The sequence below is a fragment of the Stenotrophomonas sp. NA06056 genome, from assembly GCF_013364355.1.
In the GTDB taxonomy this organism is placed as follows: Bacteria; Pseudomonadota; Gammaproteobacteria; order Xanthomonadales; family Xanthomonadaceae; genus Stenotrophomonas.
Window position 1 is genome coordinate 4,295,235 of sequence record NZ_CP054931.1, and the last position, 17,427, is coordinate 4,312,661.

17 protein-coding genes are annotated in these 17,427 nt (G+C 66.9%); 7 read left to right on the forward strand and 10 right to left on the reverse strand.

The window, feature by feature from the left end; genetic code table 11:
* Window positions 1-116 precede the first annotated feature (116 nt).
* Window positions 117-365 (reverse strand): hypothetical protein, encoded by a 249-nt coding sequence (locus HUT07_RS19420; RefSeq protein WP_176022286.1) that lies wholly within the window; start codon window positions 363-365, stop codon window positions 117-119.
* A 183-nt stretch (window positions 366-548) separates the two neighbouring features.
* On the opposite strand from HUT07_RS19420, the gene HUT07_RS19425 reads away from it, so the two are divergent.
* A complete protein-coding gene (locus HUT07_RS19425; RefSeq protein WP_176022287.1) occupies window positions 549-1,007 on the forward strand; it encodes a hypothetical protein in 459 nt (152 codons plus the stop codon).
* Between the two features lie 69 nt (window positions 1,008-1,076).
* Here HUT07_RS19425 and HUT07_RS19430 read toward each other — a convergent pair whose 3' ends face one another.
* From HUT07_RS19430 to HUT07_RS19445, 4 genes are all read right to left on the reverse strand, one after another.
* The gene (locus HUT07_RS19430) at window positions 1,077-2,879 is read right to left on the reverse strand and encodes a DUF885 domain-containing protein (RefSeq protein ID WP_176022288.1); all 1,803 of its coding nucleotides are present in this window, start codon (window positions 2,877-2,879) and stop codon (window positions 1,077-1,079) included.
* Between the two features lie 76 nt (window positions 2,880-2,955).
* Window positions 2,956-3,471, reverse strand: a complete 516-nt coding sequence (locus tag HUT07_RS19435) for a cytochrome c oxidase assembly factor Coa1 family protein (RefSeq protein ID WP_176022289.1) — start codon at window positions 3,469-3,471, stop codon at window positions 2,956-2,958.
* Between the two features lie 25 nt (window positions 3,472-3,496).
* Entirely contained in the window at window positions 3,497-5,722 is a 2,226-nt protein-coding gene (locus HUT07_RS19440) for a DPP IV N-terminal domain-containing protein (RefSeq protein ID WP_176022290.1), read from the reverse strand.
* A gap of 157 nt (window positions 5,723-5,879) precedes the next feature.
* Entirely contained in the window at window positions 5,880-6,569 is a 690-nt protein-coding gene (locus tag HUT07_RS19445) for a glutathione binding-like protein (RefSeq protein ID WP_176022291.1), read from the reverse strand.
* A 113-nt stretch (window positions 6,570-6,682) separates the two neighbouring features.
* Here HUT07_RS19445 and HUT07_RS19450 point away from each other — a divergent pair, with 113 nt between their 5' ends.
* Together HUT07_RS19450 and HUT07_RS19455 are read left to right on the forward strand one after the other, a co-directional pair.
* Complete coding sequence (locus HUT07_RS19450; RefSeq protein WP_176022292.1) at window positions 6,683-7,312, forward strand: TIGR00645 family protein; 630 nt, start codon at window positions 6,683-6,685, stop codon at window positions 7,310-7,312.
* Between the two features lie 200 nt (window positions 7,313-7,512).
* On the forward strand, window positions 7,513-8,520 hold the full coding sequence (locus HUT07_RS19455) for an energy transducer TonB (RefSeq protein ID WP_176022293.1): 1,008 nt from the start codon (window positions 7,513-7,515) through the stop codon (window positions 8,518-8,520).
* Window positions 8,521-8,603: 83 nt separating this feature from the next.
* On the opposite strand, the gene HUT07_RS19460 is transcribed toward HUT07_RS19455, so the two are convergent.
* Window positions 8,604-8,858, reverse strand: a complete 255-nt coding sequence (locus HUT07_RS19460; RefSeq protein WP_176022294.1) for a hypothetical protein — start codon at window positions 8,856-8,858, stop codon at window positions 8,604-8,606.
* A 75-nt stretch (window positions 8,859-8,933) separates the two neighbouring features.
* Here HUT07_RS19460 and HUT07_RS19465 point away from each other — a divergent pair, with 75 nt between their 5' ends.
* Entirely contained in the window at window positions 8,934-9,734 is an 801-nt protein-coding gene (locus tag HUT07_RS19465; protein ID WP_176022295.1) for a helix-turn-helix transcriptional regulator, read from the forward strand.
* 100 nt (window positions 9,735-9,834) lie between these two features.
* Complete coding sequence (locus HUT07_RS19470; protein ID WP_176022296.1) at window positions 9,835-10,545, forward strand: transposase; 711 nt, start codon at window positions 9,835-9,837, stop codon at window positions 10,543-10,545.
* Window positions 10,546-10,611: 66 nt separating this feature from the next.
* Here HUT07_RS19470 and HUT07_RS19475 read toward each other — a convergent pair whose 3' ends face one another.
* The 4 genes from HUT07_RS19475 to HUT07_RS19490 form a co-directional block, all read right to left on the reverse strand.
* Window positions 10,612-11,796, reverse strand: a complete 1,185-nt coding sequence (locus tag HUT07_RS19475; RefSeq protein WP_176022297.1) for an ABC transporter permease — start codon at window positions 11,794-11,796, stop codon at window positions 10,612-10,614.
* Window positions 11,793-12,539: an ATP-binding cassette domain-containing protein gene (locus HUT07_RS19480; RefSeq protein ID WP_025877565.1), complete on the reverse strand. Its 747-nt coding sequence runs from the start codon at window positions 12,537-12,539 to the stop codon at window positions 11,793-11,795. The genes HUT07_RS19475 and HUT07_RS19480 overlap by 4 nt, the downstream gene beginning before the upstream one ends.
* On the reverse strand, window positions 12,536-14,062 hold the full coding sequence (locus HUT07_RS19485) for an alpha/beta fold hydrolase (protein WP_176022298.1): 1,527 nt from the start codon (window positions 14,060-14,062) through the stop codon (window positions 12,536-12,538). The genes HUT07_RS19480 and HUT07_RS19485 overlap by 4 nt, the downstream gene beginning before the upstream one ends.
* Before the next feature lie 119 nt (window positions 14,063-14,181).
* On the reverse strand, window positions 14,182-15,375 hold the full coding sequence (locus HUT07_RS19490) for a GGDEF domain-containing protein (RefSeq protein ID WP_254898906.1): 1,194 nt from the start codon (window positions 15,373-15,375) through the stop codon (window positions 14,182-14,184).
* A 135-nt stretch (window positions 15,376-15,510) separates the two neighbouring features.
* On the opposite strand from HUT07_RS19490, the gene HUT07_RS19495 reads away from it, so the two are divergent.
* Together HUT07_RS19495 and HUT07_RS19500 are read left to right on the forward strand one after the other, a co-directional pair.
* Window positions 15,511-15,996: a DUF1203 domain-containing protein gene (locus HUT07_RS19495; protein ID WP_176022299.1), complete on the forward strand. Its 486-nt coding sequence runs from the start codon at window positions 15,511-15,513 to the stop codon at window positions 15,994-15,996.
* Window positions 15,997-16,232: 236 nt separating this feature from the next.
* Window positions 16,233-17,402 carry a lytic polysaccharide monooxygenase gene (locus tag HUT07_RS19500; RefSeq protein ID WP_176022300.1) on the forward strand — a complete coding sequence of 390 codons (1,170 nt, stop codon included), beginning with the start codon at window positions 16,233-16,235 and terminating at the stop codon, window positions 17,400-17,402.
* Window positions 17,403-17,427: the final 25 nt, after the last annotated feature.

Consider the following 17,427-nt stretch of genomic DNA (forward strand, 5'->3'; position numbering starts at 1 on the left):
GCCGCGCGGGGCGCGGTTCGACAGGCACGCGGGGGGCTCGCGCAGCCGCACATTCTACTCCCTGCCCGGCCAGCGGCCGTGTCCCTGCGACGCCCTGTCGCACCGGCCGGACCGGCTCAGATCACGCCGCCGCCCAGCCCCAGGCGCAGGATGCCGACCACCACCACGATGCCGTTCAGGATCAGCCCGGTCCAGGCCCGGCCGCGCTTGCTGGGGTGGGTGAACAGGATGCCGAGCGCGGCGATGATCGCGCCGACCGCAGCAAATGGGATCAGGAACCAGTTGCCCCAGCCCAGCAGCGGTATCAACGCGAAGATCATCCACACCAGGGCCAGTACGCCCCACAACAGACTGATCACACCCATAGCGCACTCCCCGTGGTTGTTCCCGCACCCAACCATAGCCGTTCCCGGCAGCGCCGCCTACCGCCGTTGCCGACAGCCTCACCGACACCGTGCTAGCGTGCGGCCATGGGTCGAGCCCCGATGTTGGCGCCGATTCAGAGTGCCCGGCTGATGATCCGAACCAGTCCTACAGGGGTATACGCCATGAACATCCGTTGGGTCGCCTTGGCGGCCATGCTGCTGACCGTTGCCGGTTGCGCCAGTACCTCCAAGGTCATGCTGGGCCGCGCCCGCGCACCGATCGATCCGGCCCAGGTGCAGATCTATTCAACGCCACCTGCCGGTTCGCAGGAAATCGCCCAGCTGGAGTCGTCTTCGGCGGTGGGCTTCGGCACGCAGGGCCAGACCGATGCCGCCGTGGCACGCCTGAAGCGTGAAGCGGCCGCGCTGGGTGCCAACGGCGTGATCCTGATGGGTGTGGGCAGCAGTGGCTCACCGGTCGGCATGTCGGTGGGTGCCGGCAGCTACGGTTCGCACGTGGGCGGTGGCGTGGGTATCGGCATACCGACCACACAGAAACGCGCGGCCGGCGTGGCGATCTGGGTGCCGAATCCGGAAGCACCGGCGCGGTTGCCGACGCAGACGATCACCCCGCAACGCTGACGGTAGTGCCGGCCGCTGGCCGGCAACCGCAGGGCAAAGGCAATGCCGGCCAGCGGCCGGCACTACCGGTCAGTTCTTCTGGTATTTCGGCACGAACACCTGGTTCACCGCTTCGGCCAGCTGGTCCGGCGGCAACAGGCCCTGGTCGAGCAGGAAGTTGTTGAACGCCAGGCGGTCGAACTTCGCGCCCAGTGCAAGCTCTGTCTGCATGCGCAGTTCGAGGATGCGGGTGTAGCCGTAGAAGTAGCTGCCCGCCTGGCCCGGCATGCGCACCATGTAGCGGTCCAGTTCCTGGGTGGCCATCGCCTTGGACAGACCCACCTGCTCGATCAGCACGCGTTCGCCGTTGGCTCGGTCGGTCAGGCCCAGGTTGAGCATCGGGTCGAGCATCGCGCGGGCGGCACGCAGCAGGCGGAACTGCAGCGCGATCATCTGCCCGTCCAGCGGCTCGTACGGCACCATCTCGGCTTCGGCATACAGCGCCCAGCCTTCCACGTTCACCGAATTGAACGCGAACATCGTGCGTGCCAGCGACACGCCACGCTCGACCATCGCGGTGAACTGCAGTTCGTGGCCCGGGCGGCCTTCATGCGCGCTCAGCGTCCAGGCCGCCGCGCCGAAGTTGAAGTCGTCGTACTGCGCACCCGCACCAGCAGCCGGGTTGCCCAGCGGCAGCACGAAGGTGCCCTGCTGCCCGGTGTTGTTGACCAGCGGCGCGGGCAGGAAGTGCGGTGCCGGGCTGGCAGCGCTTTCGGCGGCCGAGCCCAGGCGCATCTGCATCGCACGCTGCGGCACGTCGACGATGCGGTGTTCGCGGATCAGCGGGTCGATGGCATCGATCACCTTGCGGTAGTGGCCTTCAAGCTGGTCATCGGCGATCTTGTCGCCCTTCAGCGCGCGGATCACCGCCACCGGGTCGCTCGGATCACTGACCTTCAGGCCCTTCTCTTTCGCAACCAGCGGCGCCAGCTGGCGCATCGCCGAGCGCGTTTCCATGAACTCCAGCTGCGCGCGCTGCATCAGCAGCTTCGGGTCGATATCAATACCGACCTGCTTGAGCTGATAGGCGTACAGCGGGGCCGGCAGGCGCGCATCGGCACGTGCCTTCGGCAGCACCTCCTTGCGGGTCCATGCGGCGTATTCCTTCATCTGCACGGCAAGCGCCTTCATGGCCTCGTCGGCACCGGCGACCTGGTACTTCTTCAGCAGCGACTCGATACCGGTGATGTAGGTCTCGACGTTGTCCAGCGACTGCTGCACTTCGATCTTCGTCGGCTGCAGCAGCGTGCTGTCCTTCAACCGCTCTTCGTAGCGCTGGCGGGCCAGCGTGGTGAACGCGGTGCCGCCCGGCTGCAGGCCCGCGTACGCCTTCAGGCGATCGACCGCCTTGGCCCGGCGCTCGGCCGGCACCTGGTCGGACAGCAGCAGGTTGAGGCCGCTGAACACGCTCTGCGGCGCATCACGCCACGGCAGCAGGTACTTCTGGTTGAGCTCGCTGCCCTCAATGTTCTGGTTGGCAGCGGCGATCATGATCTCCAGGTCCTGGCGGACGTTGGGATCCTTCTCGCTGGCCAGCTTGGCCTTCAGTTCGTCGCGGGCCTTGGCCATCGCGGCGCGGTAGCGCTTGTCGTTGTCCGGGCCGAGGTCGGCGACCTTGTCGTCGTAGCCGGGCACGCCGAAGAAGCCGGTTTCCTCGGGCTGGAACGGGCCCTGGGCATCCAGCAGGATCTGCGCCAGCGCGTTGCTGCGCGTGACCCAGGCCGGGCTGGCCGGCGTGGAGGCCTTGGCGGCCGGCGCGGCCAGGGCCGGTGGGGCCGACAGCAGCGGGGCGGCGGTCAGGGCCAGGGCGATGGCAAGCGCGATCGGCTTCATGGAGCACTCCAGGACAGGGTTGCCCGCACCCTACGCGCTCATGGCGGTGGCGACAATCGGCCGGAGGTCACGCCCTCTACAGCGCGGCCGTCAGCGCACATTCCCCGCGCGCGCGGCAGGCCTGCAGTTCGCATTCGCCAGCCGCTTCGGCATCATCCAGCGCGCTCAGGTCGAAGGTCTGCTTGTCTTCGGCCAGCACGTACATCACCGGGTAATCCCACACGTTGTCACTGCGGGTACCCTTCACGAACAGGCGGCCGTGCGCGTGCGGCCCTTCCAGCGCTACGGTCAGCCCGACATCGCGCTCGCCGTTGATCGCGGTCTGCATGCTGCCCAGTGGCAGCGTGCCGGCCTGCAGCGGTTCTCCGAATACCTGCACCAGTTCGATGCTGCAGCCCGCGCGACGCATCGCCTCGCGCATCGGCGCACTGTCGTGCGCGGCCTCGGTCCAGCGCAGCACGCTCCAGGCGATGGCGCCGCCCAATGCGAGCAGGAACAGCAGCACCGCCAATGGCATCGCCCAGCGCCAGTGCCGGCACCACCAGCCAGATCGCAGGTTGGAGGGAGCAGGAATCGGCGGTGGCAGGGTCATGGGCGGGCTCCTTCCCGGATGATGATCAAGGCTTCAGGCAACGTCCCAGGAAGGCTTCGGCAACGCGGTAGCGATGCAGTGCGTCGGCGCCGGACAGACCGTGCTTGGCACCCGGGTAGGTCATCAGTTCAAACGGCTGGCCACGTTTCTGCAGCGCGCTCATCAGGCTGGTCGAATTGGTGAACAGCACGTTGTCGTCGGCCATGCCGTGGATCAGCAGCAGCGGCGAGCGCAGGCCCTCGATGTGGGTCAGCACGCGTGCTTCGCGATAGCCGGCATCGTTGCGCGCCGGCAGGTCCATGTAGCGCTCGGTGTAGTGGCTGTCGTACAGGCCCCAATCGGTGACCGGTGCGCCGGCCACACCACAGGCGTAGCTGTCCGACGCCTTGGCCAGCAGCATCAGGGTCATGTAGCCGCCGTTGGACCAGCCCTGCACGCCGATGCGCGCTGGGTCCACCCACGGCTGCTGCTTCAACCACGCCACGCCACGCAGCTGGTCGGCCACTTCCACCGTGCCCTGCTTGCCATACAGCGCGCCGCCGAAGTCACGGCCACGGCGTGGGGTGCCGCGGTTGTCCAGCGAAAACACCACATAGCCCTGCTGGGCCAGGTACTGGTTGAACAGGTGATCGCCACGGCCGGGCCAGCTGTCGGTGACGGTCTGGCTGGCCGGGCCGCCATACACGTACACCGCCACCGGGTAGCGCTTGGCCGGATCGAAGCCGGCCGGCTTGATCACGCTGTAGTTCAGCGGCGTCCTGCCGTCGGCGGCAGTCAGCGTGCCGAATTCGACCGGGCGCTGCGCCTCGCGGTAGCGCGCATACGGATGCTTGGGATCGGCCAGATCGTTCTCGACCAGGGTGGCGATCTTCTCGCCGTTGGCGCGGAACAGTTCGATCTGCGGCGGCGTGCTGCTGTTGGACCAGCTGTCCACGTATACGCTGGCGTTGCGCGCGAAGCTGGCGCTGTGCATGCCCGGCGCCTTCGACAGGCGCTGCGGCTGGCCGCCCTGCAGCGGGACGGCGTAGATCTGGCTTTCGCGCGCCGAATCGATGCCGGCACGGAAGTACGCCAGGCCGGCCTTTTCATCGACCGCCAGCAGTTCATCGACCGACCAGTTGCCGTGGGTCAGCGCGGTGGCCTTGCCCTTGCTGTCGATGCGGTACAGATGCTGGAAGCCGGTACGCTCGGACGACCACAGCACGCTGCTGTCGTCGAGGAAGCGCAGGCTGTTGTGCAGTGGCACCCAGGTCGGGCTGGTTTCGTGGGCCAGCACGCGCTGCTGGTTCGAGGCCAGGGTGACTTCCACCAGGTCCAGCTTCTTCTGGTCGCGCGACTGGCGCTGGAAACTCAGGTGCTGCGGATCGCGCCAGTCGACGCGGGCCAGGTAGATGTCCTGCTCCTTGCCGAGGTCGATCCACTGCGTCTGCGCCTGTTCCGCCGGCGAGATCACGCCCAGCTTCACCTGCACGTTGGCATCGCCCGCGGCCGGGTAACGCTGTTCGATCACATCGGTGCGATCGGCATAGACTTCGTAGCGCTTCTGCACCGGCACCGGGCTTTCATCGATGCGGGCGTAGGCGATGGCCGAGTCGTCCGGCGCCCACCAGTAACCGGTATGGCGATCCATCTCTTCGTCGGCGACGAATTCGGCGATACCGTTGCCGATCGTCGTGCTGCCATCGCCGGTCAGCTGCATCTGCCTGCCGCTGGACAGGTCGATCACCCACAGGTTGCGGCCGCGGATGAAGCTGACGAAGCCGCCCTTGGGCGACAGCTTGGCATCGGTGGCAAAGCCTTCGCCGTGGGTCAGCTGGCGCACCGCCGCCTTGCCTTCCTGCTTGAGGTCGTACAGGTACAGCTCGCCGCCCAGCGGGAACAGCAGGCGCTGCGCGTCCGGCGACCACTGGTAGTCGACGATGCCGGTCATGGCGGCGATGCGCTGGCGCTCGCGGCGGGCCTTTTCCTCATCGCTGAGGGTCTCGGTGCCGGGCAGCACCACCTTCGAATCCACCAGCAGGCGGGTCTGGCCGCTGCCGATGTCATAGCTCCACAGGTCCAGCTGGTTGCGGTCGCTGTCCTTGCCGCGCAGGAAGGTCACACGCGAGCCGTCCGGCGCCACCTTCGGCTTCATCAGGGTCGGGCCCGACAACGGCAGCGGGCCGGTGATGGCTTCCAGGGTGAGTTTTTCAGCGTGGGCGACGGTACTGGTGGCGAGCATGAGAGCGAGCGAGGCGAACAGATGGCGCATGGAGGATCCCGGCAAACGGCAGGTCCGTCACCGCGACAGGCACGCGACGGTCGGCCTCCATCCTAACCAAGCCGGTGCGGGAAGACAGCATGACCTTCTGCCCATGAGGTCTTCCCATGATGAGTGCCGACCAACGGTCGGCACCTACCGTGCCGGGTCAGCGCTGGCCGAACAGGTGCTTGCGCTCTTCGTCACTGAGCGGCTTGCCGGCATCCGGGTTCACCTGCGTGCGCAGCGCATAGGCGCGCTGGGTGGCCGGACGGGCGGCGATGGCCTGGTGCCAGCGCTTGAGGTGGGGGAAGGCGTCGAAGTCCGCCGGCAGCTTGTCGTAGGCGCCAACCCACGGGTAGCTGGCCATGTCGGCGATGGTGTAGTCCTCGCCGGCCAGGAAGGCGTGCTCGGCCAGGCGCTTGTCCATCACCCCGTGCAGGCGGCGCACTTCATTGTCGTAGCGCTCGATCGCATACGGGATCTTCTCCGGGGCGTACACATTGAAGTGGCCCATCTGCCCGCTCATCGGGCCCAGCCCGGCCATCTGCCAGAACAGCCATTCCAGGGTGGTGACGCGGCCACGCGGGTCGGCTGGCAGGAAGCGGCCGGTCTTTTCGGCCAGGTACAGCAGGATGGCGCCGGATTCGAACACGCTCTGCGGGGCGCCGCCATCGGCCGGGGCATGGTCGACGATGGCCGGCATCTTGTTGTTGGGGGAGATGGCCAGGAATTCCGGCTTGAACTGGTCGCCCGAACCGATGTTGACCGGGTGGATGCGGTACTCCAGGCCGGCTTCTTCCAGCAGCAGGGTCACTTTGTGGCCGTTCGGGGTGGGCCAGTAATACAGGTCGATCATGGCGGCGGCTCTGGGGTACGGAAAGGAACCTGAAGTCTAGTGCGTGCGTTGGCTTGGCACCGTCATGGCGGGCCGGTAACCTCGCCTCTCCCCCGAAACGCAGCATCCTCCGCATGAGTACAAACCGTCCGCTACTGTCCCCGCTGTCCAGCCTGATCTTCGCTACCCGCTGGCTGCAGCTGCCGCTGTACCTGGGTTTGATCGTTGCCCAGTGCGTTTACGTGTTCCTGTTCGGCAAGGAACTGTGGCACCTGATCTCGCACTCGGTGTCGATGGGCGAGCAGCAGATCATGCTGATCGTACTGGGCCTGATCGACGTGGTGATGATCTCCAACCTGCTGGTGATGGTGATCGTCGGCGGCTATGAAACCTTCGTCTCGCGCCTGCGCCTGGAAGGCCACCCGGACCAGCCGGAATGGCTGAGTCACGTCAACGCCAGCGTGCTGAAGGTGAAGCTGGCGATGGCGATCATCGGCATCTCCTCGATCCACCTGTTGAAAACGTTCATCGCCGCCAGCCCGCTGGACGGCCTGCCGCTGTGCAAGCCGGAACAATGGGCTGCAGCGGCTTCGTCGGCATCGGCAAGCTTCTACAACGCCGGCCCCGATACCTGCACGACCCTGACCCCCGATGGCGTGCTGTGGCAGACCATCATCCACTGCGTGTTCATCCTGTCGGCGATCGGCATCGCCTGGACCGACAAACTGATGTCCAACAGCCATAGCAAGGCTGCCGCGCACTGACGCAAACGCCGGCGGCGGCGCGACTGCCGCTGCCGGCCGCGCTCCCGGCCCTTGTACGCAAGGGTGGCCGGGATGCTAGATTGCACCCTCGCTACAGGCGACGGTGACGCTGGGAAACGTCCCCCGCCACGCCCGGACCCTCCGTCCCGGCCATGCGTATCTACGTTTGTCGTAACGTCGTCTTCTTAGAGGGGAGCAGGATGTCGCACGTCGCAATGATCGCTGCCGCGCGCCGGTGGATGCCGGTCGCTCTGGCATTGGCCCTGGCTGCCTGCTCGGGCAAGGAAGAAACACCGGCTGCGGCCGCGCGGGGTGCCGCCGCCCCTGTCGCCGCAGCCCCAGCCGCACCGGCCGTGGCCGCCAAGGTGCAGTCGATGGGCACCGAGCAGCTGCGCGAATCGGCCAGCCAGGCACTGCGCGAGAACCGCATGTACGCCCCGGCCGGCGACAACGCCATCGAGTACTACCTGGCGCTGCGCGACAAAACGCCGGACGACGCCTCGGTGAAAAGCGCGCTGACCGACCTGCTGCCCTACACCCTGATCGCCGCCGAGCAGCACCTGGGCCGCGAAGACTTCGCTGAAGCGCAGCGGCTGGTCGCGCTTATCGAAAAGGTCGACGCCTCGGCCCCGGCCCTGCCGCGCCTGAAGGAAGGCCTGAGCAAGGGCGTGCAGGTTGCGGCCAAGCGCACCGAAGACGAGACCGAGAAGGTCAAGAAGGACGCTGAAGACCGCACCAGGCAGCTGGCCGAGCAGCAGCGCCTGACCGAACAGCGTGCCAAGGAAGCCGAGGCGGCCAAGCAGATTGCCGCGCAGCAGGATGTAGCCCGTCGTGACAGCGAGCGCCAGGAAGCCGAGCGCCAGGCCACCGCGCGCCGCGATGCCGAGCAGAAGCAGCAGCAGGCCGCTGCGCAGCAGGCCAGTGCCGCCCGCCAGGCCGCGACCGCCGCCGCGCCAAGCCTGCGCCCGGTCAGCACGCCGGCGCCGCGTTACCCGGCCGAAGCACTGCGTTCGGGTACCTCCGGCGAAGTACTGATGGAAATCACCGTCGGCACCGACGGCTCGGTGACCAATGCGCGCGTGCTGCGCGCAACGCCATCGCGCGTGTTCGATCGCGAAGCGCTCAACGCCGTCAAGCGCTGGCGCTTCGAGCCGGTCAATGCCCCGGTCACCACCCGCCGCACGCTGGTGTTCGCACCGGGCGGCTGATCACCAAAAAGGGGACGGAGGGGATTAAGTCGCTTCTACCCGCAATGACGCACAAGGCCCGGCACGTCCGGGCCTTGTGCATTTCAGGCTGCGCCATCGATCAGCCGTTGCAGCGCCGGATCACGTGCCGCCAGCACCTGGAACAGACCCAGCGCGTGCAGCCCCGGCAGCAGGCTGCGCAGATCGGCTTCGGCGGTGCCACGGGTGGCAGAGTCACTGGCCGGGTCCTGCCAGTCGCGGACGCTGGCGAGGAAGGCACCGACGCTGCCCTTGCGCACGGTGAGACCGTTCACCTGCACGTCGTTCTGGTGGTCGGGAAGGATGTCGTGCGGCTGCATGCTGATCTCCTGGAAAGTGGGTAACCAGTGTCGGCGCTCGCATGCGACCTTTCTGCCGTATAACTGCCAACAAATATGGCAGAACAGACACTCCAGGCGCCGTTGATCGATCCTGCACTGGCCGAGGCCAGCGCGGGCCCACCCCTGCTTGGCGCGCAGCTGGCGATGCAGGGTTCCCGCCGCACGGCCCGCCACCAGCACGCGCGCGGTCAACTTCTGGGCGCCCACACGGGCCTGCTGCGGATCGAGGCAGGCGACACTCACTGGCTGCTTCCGGCCGGGCACGTGGCATGGCTTCCGCCGCGACACCCGCATGCGCTTTTCAGCATCGGCCGTTTCGATGGCTGGAGCCTGTACTTCAGCGCGGAGACCTGCACGGACCTGCCCACCGTACCGCGCATCTTCCAGCCCAGCGACCTGCTGCGAGTGGCGGTGCCGCGGGCACTGCAGTGGTCGGGGCAGGCATTGGATGCGGTGCAACAGCGCTTGGCCGGGGTGATCAGCGATGAAATTGCCGCCAGCCCGTCATTGCCGCTGGCGTTGCCACAACCCAGCGACCGCCGCCTGCGCCGCATCGCCTCGGCCCTGGCGCGCGCGCCGCATGACACCCGCACCGTCGAGGACTGGGCCGCAGCCAGCGGCCTGTCCAGTCGCAGCCTCGCGCGCCGCTGGCAGGCCGAGACGAACATGACCCTGACCCACTGGCGGCAGCGCCTGCGCGTGCTGCTGGCGTTGCCGCGATTGCTGGCCGGCGAACCGGTCACCACCGTCGCACTGTCATTGGGCTATGACACGCCCAGCTCGTTCATCGCCGTGTTCAAGCGCGAGATGGGCGTGACGCCGGCGCGGTATGGAAAAGGGGACGGAGGGGATTAAGTCGCTTCTGCCCCGCCCCACAGCACTGAGCGGTATCCCCTGATGTCATCTGCTGCCACGACAGCGGCACGCTGGAAGTTCCCTGCAAACTCGGATTCCCATGCCTCGACAAGCACGCCTGATGTTGGCCGGTCAGCCCTATCACGTGACCCAGCGTGGCGTGAACAGAGGCGCGATCTTCGTCGACGATATCGACCGCCAACTGTTCCTGCATCTGCTGCACGGTGCCTTCGTCAAGCATCACGTCGCACTGCATGCGTATGTACTCATGGGCAACCACTTCCACCTGCTTGCCACGCCATCCACCAACCAAGGCCTGGCCCATGCCATGCGCGCCCAAGGCAACTGCTACGTACAGGCCTTCAACCAGCGGCATGAACGCAGCGGACCTCTCTGGCAGGGCCGCTTCCATTCTTCGATGGTCGACAGTGACGCCTATCTCCTCAGCGTATATCGCTACATCGAGCTCAACCCCGTTCGTGCCGGCGTGGTGGCTATCGCTGAGGATCATCCATGGTCCAGTGTGCATGGGAATCTGGATCTTCGCGACGACCCATTGCTGACACCCCATCCTGTGCTGCAGGCGCTGGCGCCGACCCTGCAGCAGCGAGCGATGCGGTACGCAGAATTCCTGCGGGACGTGAACGCATCTGCCGAGGCTCCAGTGATCCGTGCCCACAATGCGATGCAACGCCCGCTGGGAGACGCCGCATTCCTGCAGATGGTGGAAGAAACACTCGGGCGGCCAGTGGTGCTGCGCAAGCGGGGGCGCCCGCTGAAAGAGGGGACGGAAGGGATGAAAACGACTTAATCCCCTCCGTCCCCTTTTCGGCTCGTTCTGCATCCGCCGGGCATGGCCCGGCGCTACCGGTTAGGCTCAGCCGGAAATCGCCAGTCGTTCGTTGTGGTAACGGCGCACTGCAGCGAACCACAACACTGCCGCCAGACCCAGGCTCGCGCCCAGGTAGATCGCCCAGACCGTGGGACTGATCGACTCGTGGCGGATCACCTTCAACAGCATCTGGTTCTGCGACAGGAACGGCACCGCGTACTGCCACAGCTCGCTCTTCACCGGGTAGGCCATCAGTGCGTAGCCGGGCAGCATCGGCAGCAGCACCAACCAGGTCATGTGGCTCTGCGCTTCCTTCATGCTCTTGGCTGCAGCCGAGAGGAAGGTCAGCAGCGAGGTGCCGATCAGCAACATCGGCACCATCACCAGCAGCATCTGCAACATCGAGCCGATGTTCATGTTGAGCTGCCGGCCGACATTGCCGGGCGCGATCTGCGCACTGGCCTTGAACGCGATCAACGTCAGCAGCAACGAGGCGAAGCCGACCACGCAGGCGGCGGCGATCTTGCCGCTGACGATGGCACTGCGCGAACCCGGGGTCGCCAGCAGCGGCTCCAGCGATTGCCGTTCGCGCTCACCGGCGGTGGCATCCATCACCAGATAGGCGCCACCGATGAACGAGGTCAGCGTCAGCAGTACCGGCAGCAGCATCGACAGCATCATGCCGCGCTTGGCCTCGGCACTGGCCATGTCCTGGGTGGCTACATCCAGCGGTCGCGCGACCTGTGCGTCGACGCCACGTGCCATCAGCCGCAGCGCACCGACCTGGCCGTTGTAGGTGGCCAGGGCCGCCTGCAGGCGAGCACTGGGTACCTCCGCGGCGCGGCGGGTGCTGTCACGGATCACTTCCACCAGCGCGGGCTTGCCGTCGGCCCAGTCCTTGCCGAAATCGGGGCTGATGCGCAGGGCCACGTCAATCTCCTGCGAGCGGATCGCCTCGGCCAGATCCTTGGGCGCCGGCGCGGTGTTCAGCCCCTGCGCGGCCAGGAAAACCACCAGGTTCGGCGCATTCTCGGCACCAATGGTGGGGATCTGCAGCGGCTGTTCAATCTGGATGCGCACGCGGCTTTCGGCCAGCTTGCCCATGCCCAGGATCAGCAGCGGGTACAGCAGGGGACCAAACAGCAGGGTCAGCATCAGGGTGCGGCGGTCACGCGAGAGGTCGCGCAGTTCCTTGCGCATCACCGTCATCATGGTCGACATCATGCTCATGCGTGCAGGCCCTCTTCGCTGCCAATCAGTTTCACGAACGCATCTTCCAGGTTGGGTTCGCCGGACTGCGCACGCAGTTCATCGGCACTGCCTGCGGCCATCACCGTGCCCTTGGCGATGATCACGATGTGGTCACACAGCGCACCGACCTCCTGCATGATGTGGCTGGACAGGATCACGCAGCGCCCTTCCTCGCGCAGGCCCAGCAGGAAGCGGCGAAGTGCGCGGGTGGTCATCACGTCCAGGCCGTTGGTGGGTTCGTCGAGGATGACGTTGCGCGGGTCGTGTACCAGCGCGCGGGCAATGGCGGTCTTGGTGCGCTGGCCCTGCGAGAAGCCATCGGTCTGGCGGTCGAGGATGTCAGCCATGTCCAGCGCATGCGACAGCACTTCGATGCGTTCGCGGATGCGCGACGCGGACAGGCCATGCAGTTCGCCGAAGTAGGCGATGTTCTCACGTGCGGTCAGCCGCTTGTAGACGCCACGCGCGTCGGGCAGTACGCCGAGATGGCGACGCACCTCCACCGGATCACGAGCGGCGTCGATGCCATCGACGGTAATGCTGCCTTCGTCCGGCGTCATCAGCGTGTACAGCATGCGCATGGTGGTGGTCTTGCCGGCACCGTTCGGGCCGAGCAGGCCGGTGATGCGGCCATCCTCGGCGCGGAAGCCGACATCGGCCACTGCCTGGATGCGACCCGTGCGGGTATTGAAAGCCTTGTGCAGGTTGTCGGCGACGATCATGGGGCCCATCCGTTGAACGAGGTGAACGCCGGCACGTAGCTCAGCGTGTCCAGGCAGCTGGCATCCAGCGCCTTGGCATCGGTGGTGTCGATGAACTGGCCGAGCAGGCGCGGCATGCACCCGGCAGTCAGGGTGCCGTGGCCTTGCCCGCGGGCAACCAGCGCACGTCCCTTCGACAACCCCTTGAGCACCTGTTCGGCATAACGCGGCGGCGTCACTGGGTCCAGCTCGCCGGACAGCAGCAGCACCGGCAGATCGCTGCGCAGCGGCACTGCCGCAGCGGCCGGTGCCGGCTGATGCGGCCAGACCGGGCAGGCGGCGAAGAATGCACGCGCCACTTCCGGGCCGACCAGGCTGTCGGTGTTCTCGGCCGGTGCCTGGTAGCGCGGCGCGTCTTCACTGCAGATCACCGACCACTGCATGCCACGGTTGATCTGGAAGTCCATGCTGCGGGTCGCACCGCGTACCAGCGAGGCCAGTGGCGCGTAACGCCCCTGCGCGGCCTCGTCCAACACCAGTGGCAGCAGCGAGGAATACTGCGGTACGTAGGAGAAGGCGAACGCCAGGCCGACCACGCTGTCCGGGGTCAACACATCCTTGCGCGGCGCATTCGTGCCCGGATCGCGGTAGTCGACCGTAACCGGCGCGCGGCGCAGGGTGTCCACCACGCTGCGCAGCTGCGCGCGCGTGTCGACCGGGAAGCGCTTGCTGCAGACAGGGTCCTTGCGGCACTGCGCCGACTGCAGGGTGATCGCATTGTCGAAGGTCGTGGCGAAATCGCCACCGACCACCAGCTCGTTCGGTACCACGCCATCGATCACGATGCTGCGGGTGTGCTGCGGATAGGCGGCCGCATAGCGCTGGGCAACGCGGGTGCCGTACGAGCCACCAACCAGGTTGAGCGTGTTGGCGCCCAGCGCCTGGCGTACCGCGTCCAGATCGGCGATGGCCTCGGCGGTGGTGTAGAAGCGCGGGTCGGCACGGCCCTTCAACGACGCAGCGCAGCGTTCAGCGTACTCGCGCAGCAGCGCTTCGCTGGGCGCAGCGTCTTCATCCATCGGCAGCTCCTTTCCATCCGCGCCCAGGCAGCTGAGCGGATTGGAGCCGCCGGTGCCGCGCTGGTCGATCAGGAAGATGTCGCGCTGCTTGCGCACCTGGCGCAGTGCCGTATCGACGATGACGGCGACCTCGCTGGCCGCCTGGCCGGGGCCGCCGGCCAGGAAGAACACCGGGTCTGGCAGGCCGGAGCCGCTGTTGCCCGACTCCAGCCATGCAATGCGCAGGTCGATCCTTCGACCCTCCGGCTTGCTCCGGTCCTCCGGCACCTGGAACGTGGCGCACTGCGCCTCTACGTTCGCGCTGGCACCTTCGGTGGCCAGCGTACAGGGACGGAAGTCGATCTGGCCGTAGCGGCGGCTGGGCGCATCGCCTGCGCCGTCGGTACCTGCCTGCGGCGGTGCGCTGCAGCCGGCAATCAGCATGCTGGCCAGCAGACCGGCCCGCGCGAAATGGTGTCGTTGCATCGTGCGTGATTCCCCTGGGAATGTTCCTGTCCACCACGACGGTGTGCCGCGGCAGATGTGACCAAACTGATGTGACCCAACTTACACGCGCCGGGCGCTGGCGGCGACAGGTGGATGCGTTAGGCCGGCGTCGGCACCGCCACCAGGCGGTTGCGGCCCTCGGCCTTGGCCCTGTAAAGCGCCGTGTCGGCCAGCGCGATCAAGCCGGAAAGATCGGACCGGCCGTCGTCCAGCGCCAGTCCGATGCTGGCGGTCACCGCCACCGGACCGGTAGCGAGCGGTGCCGGGCGCTGTTGCAGCGCGTTGCGGATCGCGTCGGCCAGCGCTGTCGCCTCGTTGCCGCTGCTGCCAGGCAGCAGCAGCAGGAACTCCTCGCCCCCATAGCGGCTGAGCAGATGCACGCGACCGATCGCGCAGCGCTGCAGCACCCCGGTGAAATGCTGCAGCACGTGGTCACCCGCCAGATGGCCCCAGCGACCGTTGACCTGTTTGAAATGATCCACATCCAGCAACAGCACCGCCAACGGCTTACCGCCCCGGCGCCCCTGCTCCAGCTGCAGCTGCCCATCGGCCAGCACCGCGCTGCGATTGAGCAGGCCGGTAAGGCCATCGATCCGCGCCGCCCGGCGCAGTTCCACCAGCATGCGTTCGACCAGCAGCAGCACCAGGGCGAAACAACGGGCCAGCTCCAGCATCACCCCAGCCAGGTAGGTCACGAACATCGGCGTGCCGGTACGCATGATGTCCTCGCCGGCGTCGGCTGCCACGGGCAGGAACAGGCGCATCACGTACAGCAGGCCCTCGGCGAGGAATACCGCCGCGGCCAGCCTGCAGCTGGTGCGCTGCTGTGGCGGGGCGTGGCGCAGCAGCAGCCAGACGATCCAGCCATCGATGATCGCAGCGAACACACTGAATACATGCAGGCGCACGACCAGGTTCGGCCACGGCACCAGGAACAGGAAGATGCCGGCCATGAATGCAGCCACCAGCAACAGCGGTCGCCATACCGACTGGGGTTGGCCCAGATGCAGGGCCATGCCCCGCAGCAGCAGCACCGCGCAGATGGCCATCGCCGCATTACCAGCCAGAATCGCCGGCACCTGCGGCAGATAGGGACGCAGCGCCAGCAGGGTCACACCCAGGGTCAGGGCCCACAGACTGATTGTCCACAGCCGCAACACCGGTTGCCCGCGCAGCACCACCAGCAACAGCGAGAACCCCAGCGCGATGCCCACGCAGAGCAGGAAGCCAAGCACGGCGACGGTGGGGAAATCCAAGGACATGCGGCGCTGGAAGAAAGGCGGCGCGCGCATCTTAGCGCCTTGCGGCTGCAGCCCGTCCTGCTGCAGCGTGCGCAGGACAGACCACCCAGCGAATCCGGTGGCGGAAAACGGCGAGCATGCGGCCGGCAGCACCGACAGAATGCGCGGAAAACCGGGAGACACTTCATGCATTCGTGGTACCTCAGTGGCATCGACCACCAGCCGTTCAAAGCGCTGTTCGACTCCAGCGACGATGCGTTGGCTGCACAGGGAATCGTGCGGCGACGCGCCGGCGACAGCGGCGGCTACCCCTGCAGGGTCAGCCTGACCGACGCACCTGCGGGTGCGGAACTGCTTCTACTGCCTTACACACACCTGGCCACGCAGTCGCCGTACCGCGCATCGGGCCCGATCTTCGTGCAGCGCGGTGCCACCCGCTGCGTGCTGCCGGCAGGCGTGGTACCTGCCTACGTGCACCGTCGGCTGATTTCAGTGCGTGCCTATGACAGCGCGGACTTCATGCTGAGCGGCCTGGTCTGCCAGGGCACCGAGGTTGCCGCGCACCTGGACCGGTTGTTCGCCGATGCGACGGTGGCCTTCGTGCACCTGCACAACGCAGGGCATGGATGCTTCTCGTGCCAGGTGGATCGCGTGGTCAGTCTGCGATCGTGACAGTCGGTGCGAACGTGATCGTTGCCGCGTAGCAGGCGTGACCGCCAACGCACTCGTTCAGTGTGGCGTGAAGCCGGCGGGAAGGGCTTCACACGCGCAGTCACGGATCGGCATCGACGAGGTTTCGCGCTGTGCATTGCAGCTCGATACTCGCGGCGGTACCGCCCACCGTCCGTCGCGCGGCATAGCGCGGGTTCTGCGGCCACCACTCTCTTCGACGACCACAAGGATGCGCCATGTCTCTGCGATACACCCCATTGCTGTTGGCTACCGTCTTCGTTGGCGCCGGTGTTGGCGTTGCCGGCAACGCGGCCGCACACGGCACGATGATCACCCCGGTCAGCCGCGTCTATGCCTGCTTCCAGGGCAACCCGGAAAACCCCACCAACCCGGCGTGCGCGGCGGCCAAGGCAGTGGCCGGCTCGCAGGCGTTCTACGACTGGAACGGCATCAACCAGGCCAACGCCAACGGCAACCACCAGGCCGTGGTGCCCGACGGCAAGCTGTGCAGCGGCAACAACCCGACCTTCCGCGGCCTGGACCTGGATCGCAGCGACTGGCAAACCACACCGATCCAGCCCGATGCGAACGGCAAGTTCACCTTCGTGTTCAAGGCCACCGCCCCGCATGCCACGCGTGACTGGAAGTTCTTCGTCACCCGCGCTGGCTGGCAGCCGGGCAGTCCGCTGCGCTGGGCCGACCTGCAGGAGTTCTGTTCGCTGGGCAACACGCCGCTGTCGGCCGATGGCACCTACAAGCTGCAATGCACGTTGCCGCAGCGCAGCGGCCAGCATGTGATCTACAACACCTGGCAGCGTTCGGATTCGACCGAGGCGTTCTACACCTGCATGGATGTGCGCTTTGAAGGCGGCGGCGGTACCACGCCAGTGCCGCAGTGGCAGGACGCCGGGCCGGTCACCGCGCGTACCGAGCTGCCGGTAGGCACTACCCTGGCGCTGCGTGTGTTCAATGCCAACGGCAACGACGTGGAACGTGTGGAAGCGACGCTGGCCGCAGGCCAGACCGCGCCAGCGCAGTGGCCGTTGGTGCTGGCCCGCAAGGTCAACGCCAGTGCCCAGCATGCGCGCGTCGGCGTGCTCAGCAACGGCGCGATCACGCCCACCGCCTCGGCCACCGACAACCGCGTCTACCTGAAGGACGGCAACCGCTTCCAGCTGGACACGAAGGTGCCGGACCCGGGCACACCGTCACCCGGTGGTGATTTCGATCATGTGTATCCGGCCGGTATCGGCAGCTACGTGCCCGGGCAGACCGTGGTGAAGAGCAGCGATGGCAAGCTGTACGCCTGTCGCCCGTTCCCGGAAGGCGCGTGGTGCAACGTCAATGCCGAGGCGTACCGGCCCGGCGTGGGTTCGGCCTGGCGCGATGCGTGGGTGCCGTACTGATCCCGGCGGCGGGGGCGGCCATACG